At 65.0% G+C, this 26,011-nt stretch carries 21 protein-coding genes and 2 pseudogenes; 14 read left to right on the forward strand and 9 right to left on the reverse strand.

All coding sequences use genetic code 11. The features are described from left to right. Positions 1-11 precede the first annotated feature (11 nt). Positions 12-1,316, reverse strand: coding sequence for an NADPH-dependent L-lysine N(6)-monooxygenase MbtG (mbtG, locus tag AADZ78_RS17830; protein WP_085252558.1), 1,305 nt, complete (start codon positions 1,314-1,316; stop codon positions 12-14). A 178-nt stretch (positions 1,317-1,494) separates the two neighbouring features. On the opposite strand from mbtG, the gene AADZ78_RS17835 reads away from it, so the two are divergent. From AADZ78_RS17835 to AADZ78_RS17845, 3 genes are all read left to right on the forward strand, one after another. After that, entirely contained in the window at positions 1,495-3,162 is a 1,668-nt protein-coding gene (locus AADZ78_RS17835; RefSeq protein ID WP_085252559.1) for a (2,3-dihydroxybenzoyl)adenylate synthase, read from the forward strand. A gap of 66 nt (positions 3,163-3,228) precedes the next feature. Next, entirely contained in the window at positions 3,229-3,759 is a 531-nt protein-coding gene (locus tag AADZ78_RS29160; RefSeq protein ID WP_085252560.1) for a PE family protein, read from the forward strand. Between the two features lie 16 nt (positions 3,760-3,775). Then, positions 3,776-4,774, forward strand: a complete 999-nt coding sequence (locus AADZ78_RS17845) for an alpha/beta hydrolase (protein ID WP_085252571.1) — start codon at positions 3,776-3,778, stop codon at positions 4,772-4,774. Positions 4,775-4,781: 7 nt separating this feature from the next. On the opposite strand, the gene AADZ78_RS17850 is transcribed toward AADZ78_RS17845, so the two are convergent. Next, positions 4,782-6,134 (reverse strand): salicylate synthase, encoded by a 1,353-nt coding sequence (locus AADZ78_RS17850; protein ID WP_085252561.1) that lies wholly within the window; start codon positions 6,132-6,134, stop codon positions 4,782-4,784. Positions 6,135-6,568: 434 nt separating this feature from the next. Here AADZ78_RS17850 and AADZ78_RS17855 point away from each other — a divergent pair, with 434 nt between their 5' ends. Next, positions 6,569-6,778 carry a hypothetical protein gene (locus tag AADZ78_RS17855; RefSeq protein WP_085252562.1) on the forward strand — a complete coding sequence of 70 codons (210 nt, stop codon included), beginning with the start codon at positions 6,569-6,571 and terminating at the stop codon, positions 6,776-6,778. Between the two features lie 267 nt (positions 6,779-7,045). Beyond that, positions 7,046-8,272, forward strand: coding sequence for a sodium-dependent bicarbonate transport family permease (locus AADZ78_RS17860; protein WP_085252563.1), 1,227 nt, complete (start codon positions 7,046-7,048; stop codon positions 8,270-8,272). 30 nt (positions 8,273-8,302) lie between these two features. On the opposite strand, the gene hemW is transcribed toward AADZ78_RS17860, so the two are convergent. Then, positions 8,303-9,475, reverse strand: coding sequence for a radical SAM family heme chaperone HemW (hemW, locus tag AADZ78_RS17865; protein ID WP_085252564.1), 1,173 nt, complete (start codon positions 9,473-9,475; stop codon positions 8,303-8,305). Positions 9,476-9,713: 238 nt separating this feature from the next. On the opposite strand from hemW, the gene AADZ78_RS29165 reads away from it, so the two are divergent. The 5 genes and pseudogenes from AADZ78_RS29165 to AADZ78_RS17885 form a co-directional block, all read left to right on the forward strand. Beyond that, the gene (locus AADZ78_RS29165; protein WP_353955312.1) at positions 9,714-9,806 is read left to right on the forward strand and encodes an Ms4527A family Cys-rich leader peptide; all 93 of its coding nucleotides are present in this window, start codon (positions 9,714-9,716) and stop codon (positions 9,804-9,806) included. Positions 9,807-9,919: 113 nt separating this feature from the next. Continuing rightward, positions 9,920-11,590, forward strand: a complete 1,671-nt coding sequence (locus AADZ78_RS17870; protein WP_085252565.1) for a nitrite/sulfite reductase — start codon at positions 9,920-9,922, stop codon at positions 11,588-11,590. Next, entirely contained in the window at positions 11,587-12,327 is a 741-nt protein-coding gene (locus AADZ78_RS17875) for a phosphoadenylyl-sulfate reductase (protein WP_085252566.1), read from the forward strand. Before AADZ78_RS17870 ends, AADZ78_RS17875 begins: the two co-directional genes overlap by 4 nt. After that, the gene (locus tag AADZ78_RS17880; RefSeq protein ID WP_085252567.1) at positions 12,306-13,043 is read left to right on the forward strand and encodes a sirohydrochlorin chelatase; all 738 of its coding nucleotides are present in this window, start codon (positions 12,306-12,308) and stop codon (positions 13,041-13,043) included. Before AADZ78_RS17875 ends, AADZ78_RS17880 begins: the two co-directional genes overlap by 22 nt. A gap of 225 nt (positions 13,044-13,268) precedes the next feature. After that, a pseudogene (locus tag AADZ78_RS17885) lies at positions 13,269-13,805 on the forward strand (PE family protein); the annotation flags it as partial. A 1,074-nt stretch (positions 13,806-14,879) separates the two neighbouring features. Here the strand turns inward: AADZ78_RS17885 and AADZ78_RS17890 are convergent. The 5 genes from AADZ78_RS17890 to AADZ78_RS17910 all read right to left on the reverse strand — a co-directional run bounded on the left by AADZ78_RS17890 (position 14,880) and on the right by AADZ78_RS17910 (position 19,317). After that, positions 14,880-15,986 carry a sulfate/molybdate ABC transporter ATP-binding protein gene (locus AADZ78_RS17890; protein ID WP_085252890.1) on the reverse strand — a complete coding sequence of 369 codons (1,107 nt, stop codon included), beginning with the start codon at positions 15,984-15,986 and terminating at the stop codon, positions 14,880-14,882. A 16-nt stretch (positions 15,987-16,002) separates the two neighbouring features. Beyond that, on the reverse strand, positions 16,003-16,821 hold the full coding sequence (cysW, locus tag AADZ78_RS17895) for a sulfate ABC transporter permease subunit CysW (RefSeq protein ID WP_085252891.1): 819 nt from the start codon (positions 16,819-16,821) through the stop codon (positions 16,003-16,005). Next, entirely contained in the window at positions 16,818-17,711 is an 894-nt protein-coding gene (cysT, locus tag AADZ78_RS17900) for a sulfate ABC transporter permease subunit CysT (RefSeq protein ID WP_085252892.1), read from the reverse strand. Before cysT ends, cysW begins: the two co-directional genes overlap by 4 nt. Beyond that, positions 17,708-18,766 carry a sulfate ABC transporter substrate-binding protein gene (locus AADZ78_RS17905; RefSeq protein ID WP_085252893.1) on the reverse strand — a complete coding sequence of 353 codons (1,059 nt, stop codon included), beginning with the start codon at positions 18,764-18,766 and terminating at the stop codon, positions 17,708-17,710. The genes cysT and AADZ78_RS17905 overlap by 4 nt, the downstream gene beginning before the upstream one ends. Positions 18,767-19,122: 356 nt before the next feature. Beyond that, a complete protein-coding gene (locus AADZ78_RS17910; protein WP_085252894.1) occupies positions 19,123-19,317 on the reverse strand; it encodes a hypothetical protein in 195 nt (64 codons plus the stop codon). Positions 19,318-19,370: 53 nt separating this feature from the next. Between AADZ78_RS17910 and AADZ78_RS17915 the strand changes: the two genes are divergently transcribed. The 3 genes and pseudogenes from AADZ78_RS17915 to AADZ78_RS17925 all read left to right on the forward strand — a co-directional run bounded on the left by AADZ78_RS17915 (position 19,371) and on the right by AADZ78_RS17925 (position 22,389). Beyond that, positions 19,371-20,663: an FAD-dependent oxidoreductase gene (locus tag AADZ78_RS17915; RefSeq protein WP_085252895.1), complete on the forward strand. Its 1,293-nt coding sequence runs from the start codon at positions 19,371-19,373 to the stop codon at positions 20,661-20,663. 440 nt (positions 20,664-21,103) lie between these two features. Next, positions 21,104-21,244: pseudogene (locus tag AADZ78_RS29170) on the forward strand (cytochrome P450); the annotation flags it as partial. Beyond that, on the forward strand, positions 21,241-22,389 hold the full coding sequence (locus tag AADZ78_RS17925; RefSeq protein WP_085252897.1) for a sulfotransferase: 1,149 nt from the start codon (positions 21,241-21,243) through the stop codon (positions 22,387-22,389). The pseudogene AADZ78_RS29170 and the gene AADZ78_RS17925, both read left to right, overlap by 4 nt. A 25-nt stretch (positions 22,390-22,414) precedes the next feature. Here AADZ78_RS17925 and AADZ78_RS17930 read toward each other — a convergent pair whose 3' ends face one another. Then, positions 22,415-23,740 carry a cytochrome P450 gene (locus tag AADZ78_RS17930; RefSeq protein WP_085252917.1) on the reverse strand — a complete coding sequence of 442 codons (1,326 nt, stop codon included), beginning with the start codon at positions 23,738-23,740 and terminating at the stop codon, positions 22,415-22,417. Between the two features lie 250 nt (positions 23,741-23,990). Between AADZ78_RS17930 and AADZ78_RS17935 the strand changes: the two genes are divergently transcribed. Beyond that, on the forward strand, positions 23,991-26,003 hold the full coding sequence (locus tag AADZ78_RS17935) for a glycoside hydrolase family 15 protein (protein ID WP_085252898.1): 2,013 nt from the start codon (positions 23,991-23,993) through the stop codon (positions 26,001-26,003). Positions 26,004-26,011 lie beyond the last annotated feature (8 nt).

The raw sequence follows: 26,011 nt of genomic DNA on the forward strand, positions 1-26,011 counted from the left end.
ACTCAGGGCTTTCAGTGTGCGTGCAGGGCGGAATCCGGCCGGATTTCGCACCCTGGACTCACACTCAGAGCCCGCATGTCAATGTCAGCTCCGAGGATCCGGTCGGACAGCAGCCCAAGGCAGCTCAGATTCGGAAATCCCGGGCCCTCGTTGAGGCCGGATAGATTGGGCAGAAACAATTTTGGGGTGACGCCGGCAACCGCCAAATCGTGGCCGATGGACTCCTCCAAGCGCTCAACCGTCAACGGCCCGCCCACCCCGAGCTCCAGTAGGTCCAGGGCATTCTGATTCAGCAGCGGCGTGAACCACAGCGCGTCGGCGCCGGATCCGTCGATGACGAGGTCGAAGCTATGCAGGGTCTCGCACGGTTCGCCGACGTTGTCGGTACAGATGGTGATCCAGATTCGGCTGTCGCGGTCGACCGCGCGGGCGACGCGCCCGCGCAAATGCTGGATCCGCTCGTCGGCAAGTAACGACTCCTGAACCCGTGCGGAGAAGACCCCGCGGTCGGTGCGGGCAATGCAGTCGCGCCGTTCGGCCTGGCTGAGGCTGCGCCATTGCGCGGGATCGGAAAACAGCGAGTTCTCGAAGAAGCCCTCGCCGCGGGTGAACAAGGTTGCCTGCGGTGAGATGGCCGTGATCGACGAAACCCGGTGATGGAACAGCTCGTTAAGAATCGAAGCGGCGGTCTCTCCCCCGCCGATGACCGCAACATTTTCGGCGACGATGCGGTCGTGGCGCGCGGCGCGTTGCCAGAACTGCGCGATCGACAACACCCGTGGGTCACCGGACAGCATCGATCGCTCGGGCTGACCCGGACCGGTGATCATCAACGTTTCGGCGGACAAGCTCGACTCGGGCGTGCACAGCACCCAGTGCGATTCGTTCACCGAGATCTGAACCACTTCGCCGCGAACGACTTTCAAGCCCACCTCATCGGCAACCCAGCGCAAATACCCAGCCCAGGTGTCGTGAGTGGGCGCCGGCCTACCCCGATCGATCCAGCCCACGAATTGGTCGGTAGCGACCAGATAGGACTGCCAGCTCCACCGCATCATCCGTGCGTCGAGTTCGTCGTTGCGCCCGGGTACGAGCGTCGACCGGTACGGAAAGCCGACATCCTTTTCCGGATTGGTACCCAGCCGCTGCCTGCCGTCTGTCCAACCACCGCCGGCCAGCCAGTTGGCGGCAACGCCGGAGCGTTCGACAGCGATGACGTCGGCCGTCTCGACGCCCATTTCGCGCAGCGTCGCCGCCTTCGCGGCCACCGCGACTGCCTTCGCGCCGGCTCCGACGATCGCGAGTGTCCCAGTCATCGTGGACCGGCGATCCGTGCGTGCGCGGGGTGATGGTGGTGGCATTCCCCGTTCGCCAGCACACCGGCGAATGATGCGCCACCCACTAGCCACCTCCGCTGCTTAGCCCAGGCTGTCCTAACTTCGTGTACGCTACCCTATCGCGGGGCAGGACACACGCCCCTAGGGGAGCCACCGAATGCCTGTTACCTCCGCCCAGTCCGAACCCGCCGCACCAGCTGCGCCGCTGGATGGGTTCATTCCTTTTCCACCGGAACGGGCGGCCGCATACCGTGCGGCCGGCTACTGGACCGGTCGCACGGTTGACTCAGTGCTGCGACGGGCCGCGACCACATGGCCCGGGCACGTCGCTGTCGTGGACATACACGGCAGCCATACCTACGCCGAGCTTGACAAACTCGCAGGGCGGGCCGCCGCAGGGTTCGCCGCGCTCGGTATCGCGCCCGGCGACCGGGTACTGCTGCAGCTGCCCAATTCGTGTCGGTTCGCCGCCGCCCTGTTCGGTCTGCTGCGTGCCGGCGCCATCCCGGTGATGTGCCTGCCCGGACACCGGTTCACCGAACTCAGCCACTTCGCCGAAGTCAGCGGTGCGGCTGGGTTGATCATCGTCGAAACCGCGGGCGGTTTCGACTACCGCCCGATGGCCGAACGACTGGTCGCCGCGCATCCGCAGCTGCGCCACGTCGTTGTCGATGGCGAACCCGGCCCGTTCATGGCCTGGTCGGACCTGCCCGACGGCGACCCACCTGAGGTCGCGCACGACACCACCTCCCCCGCGCTGCTGCTGGTTTCGGGTGGCACCACCGGCACACCGAAGCTGATCCCCCGCACCCACGACGACTACGTCTACAACGCCACAGCGAGCGCGCGGCTTTGTCAGTTGACGAGCGATGACGTGTATCTCGTGGCGCTGCCGGCGGCACACAATTTCCCGCTGGCATGCCCCGGCATCCTCGGTGCGATGACCGTCGGCGCCACCGTCGTTTTCAGCGCCGACCCAAGCCCGGAGGCAGCGTTCGCCACCATCGAACGGCACGGCGTCACGGTCACCGCACTCGTGCCCGCGCTGGCCAAACTGTGGGCACAAGCCTGTGATTGGGAGCCAGTGACACCAAAGTCGCTGCGGCTGTTGCAGGTTGGCGGGTCGAGGTTGGAGCCCGAGGATGCTCGGCAGATACGTATCGAGCTGACCCCGGGCCTGCAGCAGGTATTCGGGATGGCCGAGGGGCTACTGAATTTCACTCGTATCGGGGATCCGCCCGAACTGGTCGAGCACACTCAGGGCCGACCCCTGTGCCCCGCCGACGAATTGCGCATCGTCGACGCCGCGGGCGAGCCGGTGGCGCCCGGCCAAGACGGCGAACTCCTGGTGCGCGGCCCATACACACTTAATGGCTACTTTCGCGCTGAACGCGACAACGAGCGCTGCTTTGATCCCGACGGCTTCTACCGCAGCGGCGATCTGGTGCGGCTGCGCGACGACGGCTACCTCGTGGTCACCGGGCGGGTCAAAGACGTCATCTGCCGTTGCGGTGAAACCATCGCAGCCCAGGAGCTCGAAGAGCAGCTGCTGAGCCACCCGTCGATCTGGTCGGCCGCTGCGGTTGGGCTCCCCGACCCGCAACTCGGGGAAAAGATATGCGCCGCAGTTGTTTTCGCCGGGCACCAGGTAACGCTGGCGGAATTGAACGGCTACCTTGATGAGCGCGGTGTGGCCACGCATGCCCGACCTGACATGCTGATCGCGATGCCCGCCCTGCCGACCACGCCGGTAGGCAAGATCGACAAACGGGCGATCGCCCGCCATGTCGGCGCGGCGGCTGAGCCCCAAGCGCAGAAAGCCTAAACAGGCCGGCCATTTCGTCCTACGATCAAGTTACTGGGCGAATACTCCATCGGGCGGAGGGTCGCGATGTCTTTTGTGTTTGTGACGCCAGACCTATTGGCGATCAGTGCCTCGGATCTGGCAGGGATCGGCTCGGCGATCGGCGCGGCCAATGCGGCGATGGCGACACCATCAACCGCGGTAGTGGCGGTAGCTGCCGATGACGTGTCGACGGCCGTCGCCTCGCTTTTCTCCGGCTACGCCCAGAGCTACCAGGCGCTGGGCGGGCAGGCCGGGGCATTTCATGACCAGTTTGTCCGCACTTTGAACGCGGCTGCGGCAACCCCGGCGGCGGGTCAGGGGCTAGCACCGGAACCGCCGGCGCCGGAGGACAGTTCGGCGACGGCGGCGACGCCGGCAAAGGCGTTGGCGGCATCAGCGTCAACGGCGACCCCGGCGACCCGGACGAACTCGGCAAAGCCGGCTCGTTGGGCACCGACGGGATCGACGGCGCAGCCGGTCAAATTGCCGGTTGGCTCTAGTTGCGTGCCGGCGAAACGCCACTGGCAAATCCGCCCGCGAATGTGCAAATGTGCCATTGACTATGTCAACCTTTGATATGAACTGCGTTGCCATGGACAACGGCGTTCCGGTGCGTGGGTCCCTGCGATCCCGTGGCGCGGTAGCGGTGAGTTCACTGATGCTGCGGCCGATCACCGCGGCGATTCCGCCGGACCGCGCCTGGGGCATCTGGGCGTCCCGCCAGCTCATCGCCAGGCTCATGGGCACCTTTGGACGGTCGCTGGCGGGCACGCGCGTCGAAGCGGTCAACTCGGTCCTACCCGACGGACGCCGGGTCATCGGTGAATGGGTCTACGGGCCGCACATGCCGACCGGGGCCAGTCGCAATAGCGGAGCGATCTATTACGTGCATGGCAGCGGCTTTACGATGTGTTCGCCCCGCACCCACCGGCGGTTGACCTCCTGGCTGTCGTCGCTGACCGGACTGCCGGTGTTCAGTATCGATTACCGGCTCGCGCCGCGGTACCGCTTTCCGACGGCAGCAGACGATGTGCGCGCGGGCTGGGAGTGGTTGCCGCAAGCGTGCGGTGTGCCCCCCGAAGCCATTGTGATTGCCGGCGATTCGGCCGGCGGGCATCTGACGGTGGACATGCTGCTGCAACCCGACGTCGCCGCGAAACCGCCGGCAGCGCTGGTCTTGTTTTCACCGCTGATCGACCTCACGTTCGGGCTCTGTGCCGCTCGTGAAATGCAACGCCCCGATCCCGCCGTCCGAGCTGCGGTGGCGGCTCGAGTGGTCGCGTTGTACTACGCCGGTGTCGATCCCGACCACCATCGCCTGAAGCTCGACGTCGCCCGCGGGCCACAACTTCCTCCTACGCTGATCCAGGCCGGCGGCGCCGAAATGCTGGAGGCAGATGCCCGTCAACTCGCCGCCGACATCCGTGCCGCCGGCGGCAGCTGCGAACTGCAAGTGTGGCCCGACCAGGTTCACGTATTCCAGGCACTGCCGCGGTTGTCGCCAGAAGCGCCCAAAGCTCTGGCGTACGTTGCCCAATTCATCGCGAATTCACTGTCGGTGCGGGACACCGTCGCGGACAAAGCGGGCTGATTTCGGGTTATTGCCGCTCAACCAGGTACGGCGCGAGCGTGGACAGCTTCTCGCAGGTCTCCTCGAATTCGCGGTCGGGTTCCGATGCCTCAATGATGCCGGCGCCGGCCCGAAGCCAGGTCCGCCCGTCGCGCGCATACGCCGCCCGCAACGTCAGCGCCGCGTCGAGTCCGCCATCTGCTGAAAACATCACCACGGCACCGGAATACAGCCCGCGCGGACTCTCGTCGAGACGTAGGATGGCTTCGACACCACTCGCTTTCGGGATTCCCGACGCGGTGACCGCAGGAAAAAGCGCCTCGAGAGCGTCCATCCGGTCACTTGACGGGTCCAGCCGCGCGCTGATCGTTGAGCCGAGGTGTTGCACGCTCCCACGCTCACGCACCGTCATGAAATCGATGACGGCCGCACTCCCCGGTTTAGCGACCTCGGTGATCTCCTGAAGCGAGGTTCGGACCGAAATAGCGTGCTCAACAATCTCTTTCGAATTTGACTCCAGATCGTCGCGAGCCCGTCGGTCATGCGCCGGGCCGCGGCCGAGCGCACGGGTTCCAGCCAGCGGCTCGGTGACCACCGAACCGTCGGGGTGGACTGCGGCGACGAGTTCTGGACTGTATCCCAGCGCGCGAATTCCGCCGAGCCGCAACATAAACGACCTTACCGGGGTGTTATGGCGACGCCCCAGCCGATATGTCGATGGGAAGTCGAGCTCGAAAGGCACTTCGACACAACGAGATAGGATCACCTTGTGGTAGCTGCCTGCTTCGATCTCCCGGACAGCGACCGCCACTCGATCGCGGTAGCCGGACGGGTCGGCGGATAGATCGATCGCGTGGGGCCTCGGAACGGCGCTCACCCCGTCGCTGAGCAATCGTTCTACCGCCTCGCGATGGCGAACTTCGGCGCCGGAAAGCTGAATCTGCTCCGGGGTCATCATAATTCGGGTACGGGGCCAAAAGACCCGGGCTAGCGGTGTATGCGGCGCGAGCCGCTGCTGCAGCCCGTAGCGGTAGACGCCGAATTCGAAGGGGAGCCACCCAAAGGCTTGATCGGTCTCCAGTAACAGCCGGTCGACGGTTTCACCTAGGACTTGTCCCGGTCGTCCCGACCACAGTTGCCGCTGCGTCACGCCATCGCGAATTATGCGTAGTTCGTCGCTATCCAGCTCCACCATCGCCTGTACGCCCGCGGCGAGGACCCATTGACCCTCGTACTCGTAGAGCAGGTATTCCTCGTCCGCCGGCTCCATCACTACCGCGGCCAGCTCGGCAGCCAGATCAGCCGGGTCAATGTGGGCCGGCACGGGCATGGAGAGCGACGCAGTGTTGGCAGAACTCGTCTGGACGCTGGCCTCGGTCACAGCTAGTAAATGTAGCCTAACCTACGTAGATATGCGCGACCCCTCCCGGACCTGTCGGCCGTAGAAGCCTCAAGGTGCAGGTTAATCTCACGTGGAATAAATAGCTGGCATCAGTCCGGGGCACATCCCACCCACGTCTGGCTACCGCACGCCTACCCAGTTGCCCACAGTTTGCGCAGGCAGCGAGGGGTAGCACTCTATTTCACGGACGCTGCAGCCGAACCTGCTACGCGCGTGAGACGCCAAACGTTTCCCAACCGTTTACCGCCTGGTCGTACCGCGATCTGTTGCCATCTTGGGAATTCTCCTAGCATCACTACCCAACGGCGCGGACCGGTGGACTGAGCGATCTGCGCAACAAGTAGTTGAAAATTCGTCCACACACCCCGATCGCACCGGCGCCATCAAGGGGCAATCACAGGGAAGGACACCACATGTTCGTCATCCGGCTCCTTGACGGAGAAGAAATCAAAGGCGAATGCGACGAGCTCACGATCAACCAGGAAACCGGCGTACTTACCGTTTGCCGGGTCGACGGTTTCGAGGAGATCACCACGCACTACTCGCCCGCCGCGTGGCGGTCAGTGACGCACCGCAAACGTGATATCGCGGTCCGGCCGTCGCTGGTTTCCTCCGCGCGGTGACGCCGCGCGCACAAACTGACAGCACATTCACAGAAAACCCATTCCGGTCGAACATTGACCGCATATTGTCCAGCGCAGCCGTGATTGTCGCCCGTACCAACCACTTTCGCACCCGGGAAATTTGAAAGTGCTGGTATTACCGCGCACATCCCAAGTGGCGGTTTGGCATCAGCCCCGTTACATTCTCCAGGTCGTCTTTGGATGTTCGCGGTCGCCCCACTGACGGTCGGTGCTTCCTTATTGCCGCATGACGCTCGGGAGGGGCCAATGCTGCATGAGTTCTGGGTGAACTTCACCCACAATCTGTTCAAGCCGCTACTGCTCTTCTTCTACTTCGGGTTCCTCATCCCGATCCTGAAGGTGCGGTTTGAGTTCCCCTATGTGATCTATCAGGGCCTGACCATGTACCTGCTGCTGGCCATCGGCTGGCACGGCGGCGAAGAGCTCGCAAGGATCAAGCCGTCCAGCATCGGCACCATTGTCGGGTTCATGGTCGTGGGCTTCGTGCTGAACTTCCTGATCGGAGGTCTGGCCTACGTCCTGCTGAACCGCATGAGTGCCATGCGGCGAGTCGACAAAGCGACGGTCGCCGGCTACTACGGGTCGGATTCGGCGGGGACGTTTGCCACCTGCGTGGCGTTTCTGACCAGCGTCGGAATCGCCTTCAACGCCTATATGCCGGTCATGCTCGCCGTTATGGAGATTCCCGGCTGTCTGGTGGCGCTCTACCTGGTGGCGTGGCTGCGCCACCGTGGGATGGACGAGGCAGGCTTTATGCCCGACGAGCCGGGCTACACCGCACCGGCAAAGATCGGACCAGGCACGGCCGCTAGGCCCACCCAAGGCCAGAGCCTGCAGACCGAGCACGAACGTGAGATAGAGCAGGAGTTGGAGCTCTCCCTGGAAAAGCGCGAACATTCCGACGAGAGCCGGAAACCAGCGACACAGAAGACGACGTCGCTGTTCTCCCGAGAGCTGTTCGGAGAAGTTTTCCTCAATCCTGGTTTGTGCCTCCTACTGGGCGGCATCATCATCGGCCTCATCAGTGGACTGCAGGGCGAGAAGGTCGTCCACGACGACGACACTTTCTTCGTTACGGCCTTCCAGGGTGTGTTGGCGCTGTTCCTGCTCGAGATGGGAATGACGGCCTCCCGAAAGTTGCGGGATCTGCGGTCCGCGGGCGCCGGTTTCATCTTCTTCGGTCTATTGGCACCGAATCTCTTTGCCACGCTCGGGATCTTCGTCGCCCACAGCTACGCCTACCTCACCAATACCGAGTTCAAGCCAGGCACCTACGTGCTGTTCGCGGTGCTGTGTGGCGCGGCGTCCTACATCGCCGTCCCGGCCGTGCAGCGACTTGCGATCCCCGAAGCCAGCCCGACCCTGCCGCTGGCGGCATCACTGGGTTTGACGTTCTCCTACAACGTCACGGTCGGGATCCCGCTCTACATCGAGATCGCCCGCATCGTGGGAAACTGGTTCCCCACCACCTGAGACCGGGTCCGACCACCTGCGGCGCGCTGATCACCCCAGCAGCGTTCGCACGACCGCGTCGGCCAGCAACCGGCCGCGGCCGGTGAGGACGAGCCTGTCGCCGTCGGATATCAGCAAACCGTCCGCCACCGCACCGTCGGCGCGCTCGCGTTCGGCGGCCGTTAACCGGTCCAGCGGCAACCCTTGGCGCAGCCGGATTTTCAGCAACACATCTTCGGTGTGCAGCGCATCAGCGTCAAGCTGCTCAAAGCCCGCCACCGGCAGCGTCGCGTCGTTCAGCAGCTGCGCATAGGTGTTGGGATGCTTGACATTCCACCAACGGGTCGCGCCGACGTAACCGTGTGCCCCCGGCCCCGCGCCCCACCACTGGCCACCATCCCAGTAGCCAAGGTTGTGCCGGCACTCGGTGCCCGGCCGGCACCAGTTGGACACCTCGTACCAGTTCAACCCCGCCGCCGCGAGCCGTGCGTCCACCAGCTCGTAGCGATGTGCCAACACGTCGTCGTCGGGTGCGGCCAGCTCGCCGCTTCGGACCCGTCGGGCCATTGCGGTGCCCTGCTCGACGACCAAGGCATACGCGGACACATGATCGACACCGGCCTGAACCGCAGCGTCCACGGAGCGCAACACGTCGTCGTCGGACTCCCCCGGGGTCCCATAGATCAGGTCCAGGTTGACGTGCTCGAAGCCCGCTGCCATCGCCTCGCGGGCCGCGGCCGCCGCCCGCCCCGGCGAGTGCACCCGGTCGAGCGTCGCCAGCACCCGCGGCGCCACCGACTGCATGCCCAGCGACACCCGGGTATAACCCGCTTCGCGGATGGCCGCGAAGAACTCCGGCCAGGTCGACTCGGGATTTGCCTCGGTGGTGACTTCGGCATCTGCTGCCAACACGAAATGGTCGCGCACCATGCGCAGCAGCGTGGCCAGGCGCTCACCCCCGAGCAGCGATGGCGTCCCCCCGCCGACGAACACGGTGTCGACCGTCGGTGCGTCCAGCCGTGCGGCCGCCAGCTCGAGCTCCGTCCGTAATGCCTGTAACCAAGCGTCCGGGTTGACGCCGCCCAACTCTGCTGGGGTGTAGGTGTTGAAATCGCAATACCCGCAACGAGTCACGCAGAACGGGACATGCACGTACACCCCGAACGGCTGTCCGGGCCCCGGTTTCATGGCGGGCAGGTCTGCCGGCGCCGCACCAACGGTCATGCCAAATCATGACAGCTTTCGCCGAGATCGACGTTTTGCAGACAAACTGCGAGAGATGACCTGCAAAACGTCGATCTCAGCGAAAGGCGCATGGGCGGCGGCGCCCGACACCGAATTTCTCAGGGCATTCCCGGTCCTGTTTGCCCAACCACCCAGGATTGCCCCCTAGTTTTAATCATCGTGAGAAGAAATTTGGCCTGGTCGCGCGGTTGGTCGCCATCCGTGGCAGAATGGGCCCGTGACCGCCGCCAAACCGAGCCTGGGTGTAGCGCTAGTAGCGCGGCGGCACATCGACCTCAAGCGTGTCTGCAGCTGTAGCTGTCTGCCTTGATGTCGTAGACCCAGCCCACCTGTACCTCCAGCTGGCCACCGGATCTGCGCCGCCCGGAGAATCGGTGTTTGCGCGGTCCAAGGCCGACGACGTTCGCGAAGGAGAACCGTCGAATGACCACGGCACGTCCCGCCAAGGCCCCCCGCAATGAGGGCCAGTGGGCGCTGGGCAATCGCGAGCCGCTCAACGCCAATGAAGAGATGAAGAAGGCCGGCAACCCGCTCGACGTCCGGGAACGCATAGAGAACATCTACGCCAAGGGCGGTTTCGACAGTATCGACAAGGTCGATCTGCGCGGGCGCTTCCGCTGGTGGGGGCTTTACACCCAGCGCGAGCAGGGCTACGACGGCTCGTGGACGGGCGACGAGAACATCGACAAGCTCGAGGCCAAATACTTCATGATGCGGGTGCGCTGCGACGGCGGCGCGATCTCGGCAGCGGCGTTGCGCACGCTGGGCCAGATCTCGACCGAGTTCGCCAGAGACACCGCTGACATCTCCGATCGGGAGAATCTGCAATACCACTGGATCGAGGTGGAGAACGTCCCCGAGATCTGGCGCCGGCTCGACGAAGTTGGCCTGCAGACCACCGAGGCATGCGGCGACTGCCCTCGTGTGGTGCTGGGTTCGCCACTGGCCGGTGAGTCGCTCGACGAGGTGCTCGATCCAACCTGGGCGATCGAGGAGATCGTGCGCCGCTACATCGGCAAGCCCGACTTCGCCGACCTGCCGCGCAAGTACAAGACCGCCATCTCGGGTCTGCAGGACGTCGCACACGAGATCAACGACGTCGCGTTTATCGGCGTCAACCACCCCGATCACGGGCCCGGCCTGGACCTGTGGGTCGGCGGCGGCCTGTCGACCAACCCGATGCTGGCCCAGCGCCTCGGCGCCTGGGTTCCGCTGGATGAAGTGCCCGAGGTGTGGGCGGCCGTGACCTCGATCTTCCGCGACTACGGCTATCGGCGGCTGCGGTCCAAGGCACGGTTGAAGTTCCTGGTCAAAGACTGGGGCGTCGCGAAGTTCCGCGAAGTCCTCGAAACCGAATACCTCAAACGTCCGCTGATTGACGGTCCAGCCCCCGAGCCGATCAAGCATCCGATCGACCACGTCGGCGTGCAGCGGCTCAAGAACGGGCGCAACGCGGTCGGCGCTGCCCCTATCGCCGGGCGGGTGTCCGGCACCATCCTGACGGCGGTGGCGGAGCTGGCCGAGCGGGCCGGTTCGGACCGGATCCGGTTCACCCCCTACCAAAAGCTGGTCATCCTCGACATTCCCGACGCCTTGCTCGACGAGACGATCGCCGGCCTGGAAAAGCTGGGTCTGCAAACACGTCCATCGCATTGGCGCCGGAACCTGATGGCGTGCAGCGGTATTGAGTTCTGCAAGCTGTCGTTTGCCGAAACCCGGGTCCGGGCGCAGTCTTTGGCGCCCGAGTTGGAGCGCCGGCTCGAGGACATCAACTCTGCGCTCGACGTGCCGATCACGGTCAATATCAACGGCTGCCCCAACTCGTGCGCGCGAATTCAGATCGCTGACATCGGGTTCAAGGGCCAGATGGTCGACGACGGGCATGGCGGCTCGGTAGAGGGCTTTCAGGTGCACTTGGGCGGTAGCCTCGGCCTGGATAGCGGATTCGGCCGCAAACTGCGCCAGCACAAGGTCACCAGCGACGAACTCGGCGACTACATTGAACGGGTGACTCGCAACTTCATCAAACACCGCAACGACGGTGAACGCTTCGCGCAGTGGGCAATTCGGGCCGACGAGGACGACCTGCGATGAGCGAGTCGACCAGGCAGACCGAACCCGAGTTGCGTGAGCTGGCCGCGCGCGGCGCAGCCGAACTCGACGGCGCCAACGCCACCGAACTACTGGAGTGGACCGAGCAAACCTTCGGCGGAGTCAACGGGCCCCGCGGGTGGGCGACGTGCAATTACGTGGTGGCGTCCAACATGCAGGACGCGGTGCTGGTGGATCTGGCCGCCAAGGTGCGCCCCGGCGTACCGGTGATGTTCCTGGACACCGGCTATCACTTCGTGGAGACCATCGGCACCCGAGATGCGGTCGAATCCGTTTACGATGTAAGGGTTCTCAACATCACACCGGAGCACACGGTCGCCGAGCAGGATGAATTGCTGGGCAAGGACCTGTTCGCCCGTGATCCCGGCGAATGCTGCCGACTGCGCAAGGTAGTCCCGCTGGGTAAGGCGCTGCGCGGCTATTCCGCATGGGTGACCGGGCTACGCCGGGTCGAGGCGCCGACTCGCGCCAACGCCCCGCTGATCAGTTTCGACGAGGCGTTCAAGCTGGTCAAAATCAACCCGCTGGCAGCGTGGACCGATCAGGACATACAGGACTACATCGCCGAGCACGATGTGCTGGTCAATCCGCTTGTCTACGAAGGCTATCCGTCGATCGGCTGCGCCCCGTGCACGGCCAAACCCGCCGAAGGCGCCGACCCGCGCAGCGGGCGCTGGCAGGGGCTGGCGAAGACCGAATGCGGGTTGCACGCCTCGTGACACTCGTACTGACAGCGCACGGAAGTGCCGATCCCAGGTCGGCGGCCAACGCACGGGCCGTCGCGCGACAAATCGTGCACCTGCGGCCGGACCTAGATGTCCGGGTTGCGTTCTGCGAGCACAATTCTCCAGCCCTGGTCGACGTGCTCAACCGGTGCCGTGGCGCGGCTGTCGTCACTCCCCTGCTGCTGGCCGACGCCTACCATGCCCGCGTCGACATTCCCGACCAGATCGCAAGCTGCGCTGCCAGTCATCGTGTCTGGCAGGCCAACGTGCTCGGCGAGGACGATCGGCTGGTGTCGGTGCTGCGTCAACGTGTGACGGAGTTGGGCGTTTCCCCGCTCGACGGCACCCTCGGCCTTCTTGTGGTGGCGATCGGCTCATCGAACGCCGCTGCCAACGCACGAACCGCCGAGGTAGCGCCGAAGCTGTTGGCGGGAACGCACTGGGCAGCTGCGACAACGGCTTTCGCCAGCCGTCCGGAGCCGTCGTTGGCCGAAGCGGCCAACGAGTTGCGGCGCCGCGGCGCCCGCCGGGTGATTATTGCGCCATGGTTCTTGGCACCCGGGCGGTTGCCGGATCGGGTGCAACGCTTCGCGCTAGGGCTGGGTATCCCGATGGCGGCGCCGCTGGGGGCCCACCGGCTGGTTGCCGAGACGGTGCTGGATCGCTTCGATCGGGTAGCAGCTGAGCGAGCGGACCGGACCGCGGCCTGAATTCCGCACGCTGCATCACTCGCGCTCCTGACGTTTCAGCCGCTCGCGGGCTTCGCGATCTGATGGTCGGCTGGTGCCGGGTAGCGAGGATGTTGAGATGTCTCGGGAAAACCCGGATGGCGCGCCCCCGAGTCGCTATAGTCAGCTCCGCCGATTGGTCCGTGGTGACCAAGCACGATCGTCCGGTCGTCATGGCCTGTTGGTCACGACATATGGAGGTGTCAGATGTCATTTCTGATCGCTTCGCCGGAGGCGGTAGCGGCGGCGTCCACGAATTTGGCGGGCATCGGTTCGGCAATCACCGCGGCGAACGCGGCCGCAGCCGCCCCGACAACCGAGATCCTGGCGGCGGGCGCCGACGAGGTGTCAACGGCGATCTCAGCGCTGTTCGGCGCGCATGCCCAGGGCTATCAGACGCTCAGCGCCCAGGCGGCGAGGTTCCACGACCAGTTTGTGCTTGCCTTGACCACGGGTGCGGGCTCATACGCGGCCGCTGAGGCCGCCAGCGCCTCGCCTTTGCAGACCTTGCAGCAGGAGCTGCTCAACGCCATCAACGCACCTACGCTGGCGCTGTTGGGACGCCCGTTGATCGGCGACGGCGCCGATGGGGCGCCGGGGACCGGGGCGGCCGGCGGGGCCGGCGGCATCTTGATCGGCAACGGCGGCGCCGGCGGGTCCGGCGCACCCGACATGCCCGGCGGTGCCGGCGGGGCCGCGGGGCTCTTCGGCAACGGGGGCGCGGGCGGAACCGGCGGGTTCGGCGCCACCGGCACCGGGGGTACCGGCGGGGCCGGCGGGGCCGGCGGGCTGTTCGGCGCCGGCGGCGCCGGCGGAACCGGCGGGCTCAGCGCCCTCCACAACGGCGGAGCCGGCGGTGCCGGCGGGACCGGCGGGCTGTTCAGCGCCGGCGGCGCCGGCGGGACGGGCGGTGCCAGCGATTTAGCTGGGACGGGCCGCGGCGGGGTCGGCGGAGCCGGCGGGGCCGGCGGGCTGTTCGGCATCGGCGGCGCCGGCGGGGCCGGTGGATCCGCGGTGGCGTTCGGGGGTGACGGCGGTGCCGGCGGGGCCGGCGGCGCGTTCAACGGTGGCGGCGCCGGCGGCGCCGGCGGCGCCGGCACTGTCGCCGGAGATGGCGGGGCAGGCGGCAACGCTGGCACGCTCCCCAACGTCGGCGCGCTGTTCGGTACCGGCGGCGCCGGTGGCGCCGGCGGCGCCGGCGCCGCCATTGGGGGTAATGGCGGGGCCGGCGGCACCGGCGGGGTGTTGGGCGGCGGCGGCGGCGTCGGCGGCTCCGGCGGGTTCGGCGAGGCCATCGGGGGTGACGGCGGCACCGGCGGCAACGGCGGCATGCTCTTGGGCGCCGGCGGCTCCGGCGGAGCCGGCGGGGGCGCCAGCAACGGCGCGAGTATCGGGGGTGACGGCGGCACCGGCGGCGCCGCCGGCATGCTCTATGGCTCTGGCGGCGTCGGCGGCAACGGCGGCAACGCCATCGCAATCGGGGGTAACGGCGGGGCCGGCGGCAAGGCCGGAGCGATCGGCAACGGCGGCGCCGGCGGCAACGGCGGGACTGCCAACTCCTCCGGTGGTGACGGCGGCGACGGCGGCAACGCCGGACTGATCGGCAACGGCGGTAACGGCGGCAACGCTGAGATTGTCATCACCGCAGGCAGCGTAGCCGGCACCGGCGGCGCCGGCGGACTGCTGTTGGGCCTGAACGGTACGAACGGGTTGCCGTAGCGGGCAGGCCCGCCGCTGGTGTTGTCGGGGCAAACGCTCGCGATGGTCACCTTCACCGTCATCCGAAGATGCCCACGCGAGCGCGCCGAGCCAGCCGGATCACGTCGATGTCAGTGCGACCCGATCCGTGTCAGCATCGTCGACGCCATCATTGGGCGGGCCCGATACACCTCCGACAATGGGCGGAACCCGGGTGGCGCGCACGTAGACGGCGTCACCCTCCCGGAGAGCCAGCGCCTCGGCATCTCCGCGGGTGATCTGGGCGGTGAAGGCCCCTCCGGTGGCGGCGCTGGTCAACTCCACGCGGACCTCGAAACCCAGCACCACCACCCGTTGCACAGTGGCACGCGTGACACCAGTGGATTCCGCGGTGCCGTCGGCGGCGGCAACCGCCATGTTGGGGGTCCGGCCTACCCGAATGTCGTGCGGGCGAACCAGGGCCCCATTCAGCGTGGATACCGTACCCAGGAAGGACATCACGAACGCGTTCGCCGGGGTGTCGTAGACGTCGGTTGGGGATCCCACCTGCTCGATACGCCCCTTGTTCAGCACGGCAATTCGATTGGCCACGTCCAGCGCCTCGGCCTGATCGTGGGTGACCAGCACCGTTGTGACATGCACCTCGTCGTGCAAGCGGCGTAGCCAAGTTCGCAGATCTTCACGCACTTTGGCGTCCAGCGCGCCAAACGGCTCGTCAAGCAACAGCACTTCCGGATCGACCGCCAGCGCCCGGGCCAACGCCATCCGCTGACGTTGACCACCGGACAGCTGATTGGGATAGCGGTTCTGAAAGCCGCTCAGCCCCACCACTTCCAGTAGGTTGTCGACCTTCGCCTTCACCTCGGCTTTGGGACGCTTGCGGATCTTCAACCCGAACGCCACGTTGTCGCGCACGGTCAAATGCTTGAAGGCCGCATAGTGCTGGAACACAAATCCGATGCCGCGGCGCTGCGGCGGCACCCTCGTCACATCACGACCGTTGATCGTGACGGTTCCGGAATCGGGCTGGTCGAGGCCGGCGATGGTGCGCAACAGCGTCGACTTGCCCGAACCGCTGGGGCCCAGCAATGCCGTCAGCGAACCGGCGGGAACGACGAAATCCACATGGTTCAAGGCCACGAAATCGCCGTATTGCTTATAGGCATCGCGCACGACGATCGCGTGCTCGCGCTGGGTGGTCGCAGTGTCGGTCGTGGCGGCGCTCATTTTCACGGTCTCCTTGTCAGGCCTGGTTGGCCGCTCGTGCTCGGCGGGCGTCCAGAATCACCTGGACGATCAGGACTATCACTGCGACAGTCATCAGCAGTGTCGATAGCGCATAGGCGCCGTATTCAGCCCCTCGGTTGTAGCGGTCCGAGACCAGCAGCGTCAGCGTTTGGGATTCCCCGGGCAGGTTGGACGAAACCATGATCACCGCGCCGTATTCGCCGAGGGTACGTGCAATGGTCAGCACGATGCCGTAGGTCAGGCCCCACCGGATGGACGGCAGTGTGATCCGCCAAAACGTCTGCCACCAGCCGGCACCCAGGGTTGCGGCCGCCTGCTCCTGTTCGGTTCCCAACTCGTGCAACACCGGTTCGACCTCGCGCACCACGAACGGACACGTGACGAAAATGCTGGCCAGCACGATGCCGGGCAGACCGAAGATGATCTTCAAACCGAGGTCTTTCTCCACAAATCCCAACGCACCACCCGATCCCCACAGCACGATCAGCGCGACGCCCACGATGACGGGCGATACGGCAAACGGGAGATCGATGACCGCCTGCAATATGCCCTTGCCGCGAAATCGGTTGCGCGCAAGGACGAGTGCCGTCGGAACGCCGAAGATCACATTGAGCGGCACCACAATGGCCACCACCAGCAGCGACAAGTTTAGCGCGGATACCGCCGCCGGTGTGCTGACCCACGCGTAGAACTGCTCGAACCCCGGCGCAAAGGTGCGCCACAGGATCAGGGCCACCGGAATTACCAGCAGCACAACGATATACGCCAGTGCGGCAAAGCGGAGGACATGGCGAATCCGAGGCGACGATGTCATTGCGTCATCTCCTCGCGCTTGGCCGCACGCGCGCCGACGATGCGCAAAATCAAGAGTACGACGAACGAGATCGACAGCAGCACAATGGATATCGCGGCAGCACCGGTGCGGTCGTCGTTCTCGATCAAGGTCCGAATCCATTGTGAGGCAACCTCGGTTTTGCCTGGCACGGCGCCGCCGATCAAGACCACCGAACCGAATTCGCCGATGGCGCGCGAGAATGCCAGTCCTGCGCCGGACAACAACGCCGGCGTCAGCGACGGCAACACCACGGAGGTGAAGATCTTCGGGCCGCTGGCCCCCAGCGACGCCGCCGCCTCCTCGGTCTCCCGATCGATCTCCATCAGCACCGGTTGGACGGCACGTACCACGAACGGCAAGGTCACGAACGCCAGTGCCACCCCCACACCCCACTCGGTGTGCTGCAGATGAACACCCACCGGGCTGTGCGGCCCGTACAGCGCCAGCATTACCAGGCTGGCGACGATCGTGGGCAGCGCGAATGGCAGGTCGATGATCGCATCGACCAGCCGTTTGCCGACGAAATCGTCGCGCACCAGTACCCAGGCGATCAACAGACCGAACACCGTGTTGATCAACGTGACCCCGGCGGAAATGATTAGCGTCACCTGCAAGCAATCCAGCGCCGCATGCGACGTGACCGCCAGCCGGAAAGCGTGCCAGCCGCCTTCGACGGCCTGCCAAGCGATGGCGGCCAGCGGCAGCAGCACAATCACCGAAAGCCACAGCGTGGCCACCCCGACTCGCAGTGACGTGGTCTCTGGCCGCCGAGAAAGGTGCTGCCACAGGCCACCACCACGGTGAGGGTGGTCGAGCTCGGGCCGGATCGCCTCGGGGGTAAGGCTTGGGCCCGAAGTAGATCCAGTCATCCGGTGGCCTTCGTGTAGATCTTGGTGATGCTGCCGGTGCTCTTATCGAATAGTTGCGGATCTACCGCGCCCCAGCCACCGAGGTCGGCGATCGTCCACAGTTTCACCGGTACCGGAAACTGAGCTCTGAACTCAGCGGCGACCGCCGGATCGACCGGACGGAAACCCGCCTGCGCCCACAATCGCTGCGCCTGCGCCGTGTACTGGAAGTTCTTGAATGCGACCGCGGTTTCAAGGTGGGCGCTGGTGGTGACCACCGCCAGCGGATTTTCGATCTTGAAGGTCTGCGGCGGGGTGACGTGTTCGACCGCCTTGCCCGCCCGCTCGGTGGCGATGGCCTCGTTTTCATAGCTGATCAGCACGTCACCACTGCCCTGGACGAACACATCGGTGGCTTCTCGTGCCGAAGCTGGACGCATTTTGACGTGTTCAGTCACCAACCGGTTGACGAAGTCGATTCCCGCTTGGCCGTTCCTGCCGCCTTCACTCTTGGCCGCGTACGGGGCGAGCAAATTCCATTTGGCCGAGCCTGAACTGAGCGGACTGGGCGTGATGACCTCCACGCCGGGCCGCAGCAAGTCATCCCAGTCTTTGACGTGCTTCGGATTACCCTTGCGCACCACCAACGTCACGACCGACCCGAACGGGATGCCCTTGGTGGCGTCGGTATCCCAGTCCTTGGAAACCTTGCCGGCCTTGACCAACCGGCTGATGTCCGGTTCGACCGAGAAATTCACCAGATCAGCCGGCTTTCCGTCGGCAACACCGCGGGACTGATCGCCGGACGCCCCATATGAGGTAATTACCTGCACACCTTCGCCGAGCTCAGACGCGTTGAACGCGGGAATCACGTTGCTCCAGCCGGGCTCTGGGGCAGAGTAGGCGACCAGCGTGATACTCGTGCGCGCGTTGTCCGGCCCCCCACCGCCGACCACATCGCTGGGACCGCTCTGGCACGCCGAAACACCGCCGACGCTAACGGTCAACACGACACTAAATGCGGCGAGGTGGCGGAGGCGCCGTGCGCGCCGGATGTCGCGGAACCTTGGCGACATTTACGACCTTCCAGTGCGGGACTTGTGGGCTGGGTTCTTGGTCCCGTAACGACGGAAGGCGACTGATCAGAACTCAGGGAATCTCACGAACTCCACACCAGACCGCGTACGGGTTGGGAGTCAGCGACAACAGTGCACGTCAGCCACGGCGCACAGCCCCGCGGCCACATTCGGGCAGCCGAGCGCGAACACACTGCGCTCCACAACACCCGATGCTGCCTGCATGGCGCGAAGCCTAACAGAACTCGCCGAACCATCGTCTTGAGCACGGCCTCAGTGGGTCAGCAACCACGTGGCGATCACCAACACCACGAGCGTGACAAGAACCAGCGTGACGTGCGAGCGAGGCATCCGCACTACCCGGACGGCTGGTCGGGATGGGCGCGGCGGCGCAGTAATTGGATTCCCTGTCCGAGCAGGGCGTCCAGCAACGCCGCGGTGAGGTAGGCCAAAGCCAGCACGACCGGCATGACTCCCAGTGTCTGAAGCACGAAGGGGAGGCCGGAAAGCCACAGCTCTACGCTGTCCCACCAATTCAGGAACCCGTTCATCGAGCTCACCTTATTCGGCCACTGCCGGCAAACCAATATGCCAGGATCGGCGCATGCGTGGCGCAAGCGACGAAACGACCTGTCTCATCGTCGGCGGCGGACCCGCGGGCATGATGCTTGGACTGCTACTAGCCCGCGGCGGCGTTGACGTCACGGTGATGGAAAAGCACGCTGACTTCTTGCGTGACTTCCGCGGGGATACCGTGCACGCGAGCACCCTGCGCCTGCTCGACGAACTCGGCTTGGGATCGCGGTTCGCCCAGGTTCCCCATCGCCTGATCGACACCATCCAGATGAAGCTGCAGGGCCAGCCGGTCGACCTCGACTTGAGTCGGCTCCCCGGCGCACATCAACACATCGCCCTGGTGCCGCAATGGGATTTCCTGGAACTGCTGGCCACGGCCGCCGAGACGGAGCCCAACTTCCGGCTGTTGCGCAGCACCGAGGTGACCGGGGTGGTCCGGGGTTCCGGGGAGGCCCACGTACACGGCGTTACGTACCGTGATCAGGCGGGCGAAATCAAACAGATGCGCGCCGCACTGACGGTGGCCTGTGACGGCCGCACGTCGACAGTGCGCTCGGCACTGGGCCTGGAACCCCGAGCGTTCGGTGCGCCGATGGACGTGTGGTGGTTCCGCCTCCCGCGCCAAAACGACGATCCGAGAGGACTCGCCGGCGTCTTCAATGCCGGGCACGGGGCCATCATGATCGACCGCGGGGACTACTACCAGATCGCCTACATCATCCCGAAAGGTACCGACACCGCGATGCGGGCACAGGGCATCGAGGCGTTGCACCGAGTGCTGGTGAATATGGCCCCTTGGACCGCTGACCGTATTGGCGCGTTGAGTTCGTTCGATGACGTGAAACTGCTTGACGTGCAACTTAATCGGCTGCGGCGATGGTACTCCGACGGGGTACTGTTCATCGGCGACGCGGCGCACGCGATGTCTCCGGTCGGCGGCGTCGGCATCAACCTGGCGGTGGCCGACGCGGTCGCCGCCGCACGGCTGCTCGCCGGCCCGCTGCGCTCCGGACGGGTGTCGACGCGGCAGCTGGCGCGGGTGCAGGCACGCCGCTGGGTACCAACGGCGATTCTGCAGGCGGTACAACGGATGATCCACGCCAAGGTGGTCGCGGTCGCGGTGGCCGCTGCCGGGGATAAATCCCAGGACAAACCGGTGCGGGGCATCGGGATGGCGAGCCGGTCAATTGTGCTGCGGCGCATGCTCGGCTACATGGTGGCGATCGGTCCGCTTCCCGAACACGCGCCAAAGTTTGCCAGGCGCCCAGCCAAGCCACAATCCACCGATGGGCAGGCAATGTCGAGGCATGATCGCTTTTGATCTTGATTTCTGCATCACCATATCCAGGTTTCTAGCTGGAAACTCCAAGCAGCCAGCCCAGGTTCAGGTCCGTACCGCTTTCCCGAACTGCACACCGAGCGCCGAGCGCACCGCTACTCTGCAGATGTTCAAGACCGTTCGTTGCGTGAAATCGGAGGGGCATGACTGCGACGCAGTCCACGGCCGAGATTGCGGTGCCGCGACGGGGATGCCCGCCCGCGCACGCCACGCCCGAGCTTGGGCCCACCACGCACGTCGCGACTGGTGAGTCCTATCGTCAGATGAAGACGATGTGGCGCGAGGCGCGGCTGCTGGGGACCTATTGGCCCGGGCTCGCTAACGGACTCGCATGCCGTGGCTCCGGAGCGGCCAAGTCGACGCTGGTCGGCACTCACCGTCGAAAGTACGTGCAGCTCACTGACTTTGACCCGTTTGATGTCATTCACTGGTATCCCCGGACCCCGCTGGCGCGGATTGAGGCCCAGGCGGTCCCGCGTGAGCCGCCGGTGTGGACCACCAACGCCAACCTTCGCGGCCTGACCCGGCTACGCGTTGCCGTGACGCCGCGCGCGACGGTATGAAGCCGCCCGAGGCGCCGCTGTGGATCGGCTGCAACTTCTCAGCCTGGACGCGCTTGCTGATCAGCAACCGCTGCGCCGTGCACTGGAGTCGCTGGCATTTCGCCATCCTCTACACGTTTATCAGCGTGATGAATTCCCTTCTGGGGTTGTTCCAGAAGATCGCGTTCGGCAGGCAAGTGGCCAAGACGGTGATCGAAGATCCGCCAATCTTCATCATCGGGCACTGGCGTACCGGCACCACTTTGCTACACGAACTGTTGATCCTCGACGATCGCCACACCGCTCCGACGGGTTTTGAATGCATTGCGCCACAACATTTTCTACTCACCGAACGGTTTGCTCCGTTGGTGGGATTTCTGGTGCCCAAGCGGCGGCCCATGGACAACATGGACTTGAGCCTGCAACACCCCCAAGAAGACGAGTTCGTGTGGTGCATGCAGGGCCAGCCGTCGCCATACCTGACTCTCGCCTTCCCAAACCGGCCGCGTCAGCACGAGCGGTATCGAAATATGGAGGAGTTGACAGCGCGAGAACTACAAGCCTGGAAAGACACCCTCTTGCGGTTCGTTCGGCAGCTGTACTTCCGCCGTCGCAAGACAGTGATCCTCAAGAACCCGATGCACACCTGCCGAATCAGGGTGCTGTTGGACGTATTTCCGCAAGCGAGGTTTATCCATATCGTCCGAGATCCCTACGTGATCTATCCCTCGACCATTCATCTGCTTAAGACGTTCACCCGGGCGCACAGCCTGCAGCGCCCGACGTTCGAGGGGCTGGAGGAATCGGTTCTCGCTACCTACGTCGACATGTATCGAAAGTTGGACGAAGGGCAAAAACTCGTTGATCCGTCACGCTTCTTCGAGATGCGGTACGAGGATCTGATCGCTGATCCCGAGGGGCAGCTGCGCCGACTATACGAGCACCTGGGGTTGGGCGGCTTCGAGCAGTTCGCACCGCGGCTGCGGCAATACTTCGCCGAGCATGAGGACTACAAGACCAACACCTATGAACTTACGGCGCAGGAGCGTGCGACGGTCGATGAACAGTGGGGCGAGGTCATGGAGCGCTACGGCTATGCGGTACGTCCTCAGCCGATGGTTGGCGGGCTTAGCGGCATGCGGAACCGGTCAGCGTCTGACCGTTAGCGGCTCGCATCGGCGGATCACCCGCTCATCGCACGGCTGTCCATCGCGCCGGCCCCAGGGTAACCGGCAGTGCCGACCAACCCTGCAATACTCGGGTATTGCGCCTACTCCCGGTACCCGCTAAGCGCACATCGGGGAAGCGATCGAAAAACGTTCGCAATCCGATTTCCCCCTCGGCGCGGGCAAGAGCGGCTCCAAGGCAGAAGTGGCGGCCGGTGGAAAACGCGAGATGCCTTCCGGCATTGGTGCGTTCGATATCGAAGCGGTGCGGATCGGGGAACACAGCAGGGTCCCGGTTAGCGGCGGCCAGATAGATCACCACCAACTCGCCGCGTTTGACCGGGTTACCCGCTACCCTGGCGTCGTTGCGGGCCGCCCGCGCGGTGAGGTTAATCGGCGAGTCTAGCCGCATGATCTCTTCGACCGCATTCGGCCACAATTCAGGACGTTCGCGCAACTGGTCCAGCTGATCGGGGGCGTCCAGCAGTAGGCGAATCCCGTTGCCTAACAGGCTTACTGTGGTTTCGAATCCGGCGGCCAGCACCAATCCGGCGAGCGCCAAGAGTTCATTCTTGCTGAGATGCATTTCGGCAGAGCCGGTTTCAGCCGTCTGGATCAGCTGACTCATCAAGGTGTCATTTGGGCTCCGTCGCAACTGATCGAGGTGCCCCGCAAGCCAGGAGTTGAAGCCAACGATCCCATTCTGCGCGCTCCGGTACTGGCGCCACGGCAGTCCGATGTCCAGACTCGGCGATGCCAACTCGCCGAATTCCAGGACATGCCTGCGGTCCCGCTCCGGCACGCCCAGGATTTCACCGATTGTCGCCACTGGAAGTTGCGAGCAATACCGCTCGGCGATATCGACAACACCGGAGTCACCCGAGCGGTCGGCCAGCCGATCCAAGAGATCGATCGCGGTCTGCTCGACTCCATCCCGCAACGCTGCGACGGCCCTGGAGGTAAACACCGCGGATACCGTCTTGCGGTAGCGCGTGTGGTCGGGTGGCTCGACGGCCAACAGCGACGGCGCACGGAGCGGATGGAACTGGTTGTCTCGGGCGCGGCGCTCCAGCCAGCGCATCGGAGCCGGCAGGTATTCTCCGTACGTCAACGCCCGGAAGTCGTCGGAGCGAAGCACCTGGTGCGCAACCGCATGGTCGGCCGTTATGTGGTTGGCCGGGCATCGTACCAACGGGCCACGGCGCCGCAGTTCGTCGTAGAACGGCACCGGGTCGGCGTGTACTTTGGGATCGGCGATCAACCTGGCCTGCAACCCGCCCCACCGAACCCCCATCCTCGCGCCACCCCGGACAAGCCCATGCATCGCGAGCCAGTGCAATCTGTGCTTCAGTTGTCCACCCCTCGATCGGCTGGGTCGGAAGTGATGTTTGACCAGGCGTTGGCCGGCTGACCTGGCGGGCGGCCGTTGCGCACTCAGCGACGATCTTAAATTCCATCGCCGCCATTTTGTTGGGATTGGTGTTGCTGGTGCCGTGGGCACCGCCGGTGTTCAGGTATCAATGCTTCATCGGTGGATCGAGCCTGAGCCACGCAGGAGCAGAAGGTGGACTCCCGGCAGGTCGACGGATGATGATGTCGGGATGGTCCTCGACGCCCAACAAGCCGACCCCCCGACTGACCCCCCAACAGACCAAGCTCCAGCATCACTCGAGTTGAGGCCGCAGGCGATCTTCGCATCCAGCTCGCCGCTACGTAATCCGTTCCCTCCGATTGCCGATTACGCGTTCCTGTCCGATTGGGAGACGACCTGCCTGATCTCACCGGCCGGTTCGGTGGAGTGGCTGTGTGTGCCCCGACCTGACTCCCCGAGCGTGTTCGGCGCGATCTTGGACCGCAGCGCCGGCCATTTCCGTTTGGGCCCCTACGGCGTCTCGGTGCCCTCGGCCCGCCGTTACCTTCCCGGCAGCCTGATCATGGAGACCACCTGGCAAACGCCGACCGGCTGGCTCATCGTGCGTGACGCGCTGGTGATGGGACCCTGGCATGACATCGAGCGCCGATCGCGGACACACCGTCGCACCCCGATGGACTGGGACGCCGAGCACATCCTGTTGCGCACCGTACGTTGCGTCAGCGGCACCGTCGAGTTGATGATGAGCTGCGAGCCTGCGTTCGACTACCACCGCCTTGGCGCTACTTGGGAATACTCGGCCAGCGCGTATGGCGAGGCCATCGCCCGCGCCACCAAGCAACCAGACGACCACCCGACGCTGCGGCTGACCACCAACCTCAACATCGGACTGGAGGGCCGTGAGGCGCGGGCACGCACCCGGATGAAGGAGGGTGACGACGTGTTCGTCGCCCTGAGCTGGACCAAGCACCCGGCGCCGCAGACTTACGAAGAGGCCGCCGACAAGATGTGGCAAACCACCGAGTGCTGGCGCCAGTGGATCAATATCGGAAACTTCCCCGACCACCCGTGGCGGGCCTACCTGCAGCGCAGCGCGCTCACCTTGAAGGGGTTGACGTACTCACCTACCGGCGCGCTGCTGGCCGCCAGCACCACCTCGCTTCCGGAAACGCCACGGGGCGAACGCAACTGGGACTACCGCTACGCCTGGATTCGTGACTCCACGTTCGCGCTGTGGGGCCTGTACACCCTGGGGTTGGACCGTGAGGCCGACGACTTCTTTGCGTTCATCGCCGACGTGTCCGGCGCCAACAACAACGAACGCCATCCGCTGCAGGTGATGTACGGAGTGGGTGGCGAGCGCAGCCTGGTCGAAGACGAACTGCACCACCTGTCCGGCTACGACCACGCCCGCCCGGTACGAATCGGCAACGGCGCCTACGACCAGGTGCAGCACGACATTTGGGGCTCGATCCTCGACTCGTTCTACCTGCACGCCAAATCCCGCGAGCAGGTCCCGGAGACGCTGTGGCCAGTGCTCAAGAAGCAGGTCGAAGAGGCGATCAAACACTGGCGTGAACCCGACCGGGGAATCTGGGAGGTGCGCGGGGAACCGCAGCACTTCACCTCGTCGAAGGTGATGTGCTGGGTGGCCCTGGACCGCGGCGCCAAGCTCGCCGAGCGGCAGGGCGAGAAGAGCTACGCCCAGCAGTGGCGGACCATCGCCGAGGAGATCAAGGCCGACATCCTGGAGCACGGGGTCGACTCACGCGGGGTGTTCACCCAGCGCTATGGCAGTGATGCGCTGGACGCCTCACTGTTGCTGGTGGTGCTGACTCGGTTCCTGCCTTCGGACGACCCGCGGGTGCGCAACACGGTACTGGCCATCGCCGAAGAACTCACCGAGGAAGGCCTGGTGCTGCGGTACCGGGTCGAAGAGACCGACGACGGGCTGTCCGGCGAGGAAGGCACGTTCACGATTTGCTCGTTCTGGCTGGTGTCGGCATTGGTCGAGATCGGCGAGGTGGGTCGCGCTAAACGATTGTGTGAGCGGCTGCTGTCGTTTGCCAGCCCGCTGCACCTGTACGCTGAGGAGATCGAGCCGCGGACCGGGCGGCACCTGGGCAACTTCCCGCAGGCGTTCACCCATCTGGCACTGATCAACGCGGTGGTCCACGTGATCCGGGCCGAGGAAGAAGCCGACGGCTCCGGGACGTTCCAGCCCGCCAATGCGCCCGTGTAGGACCGCTC

This window comes from Mycobacterium riyadhense, from assembly GCF_963853645.1.
In the GTDB taxonomy this organism is placed as follows: Bacteria; Actinomycetota; Actinomycetes; order Mycobacteriales; family Mycobacteriaceae; genus Mycobacterium; species Mycobacterium riyadhense.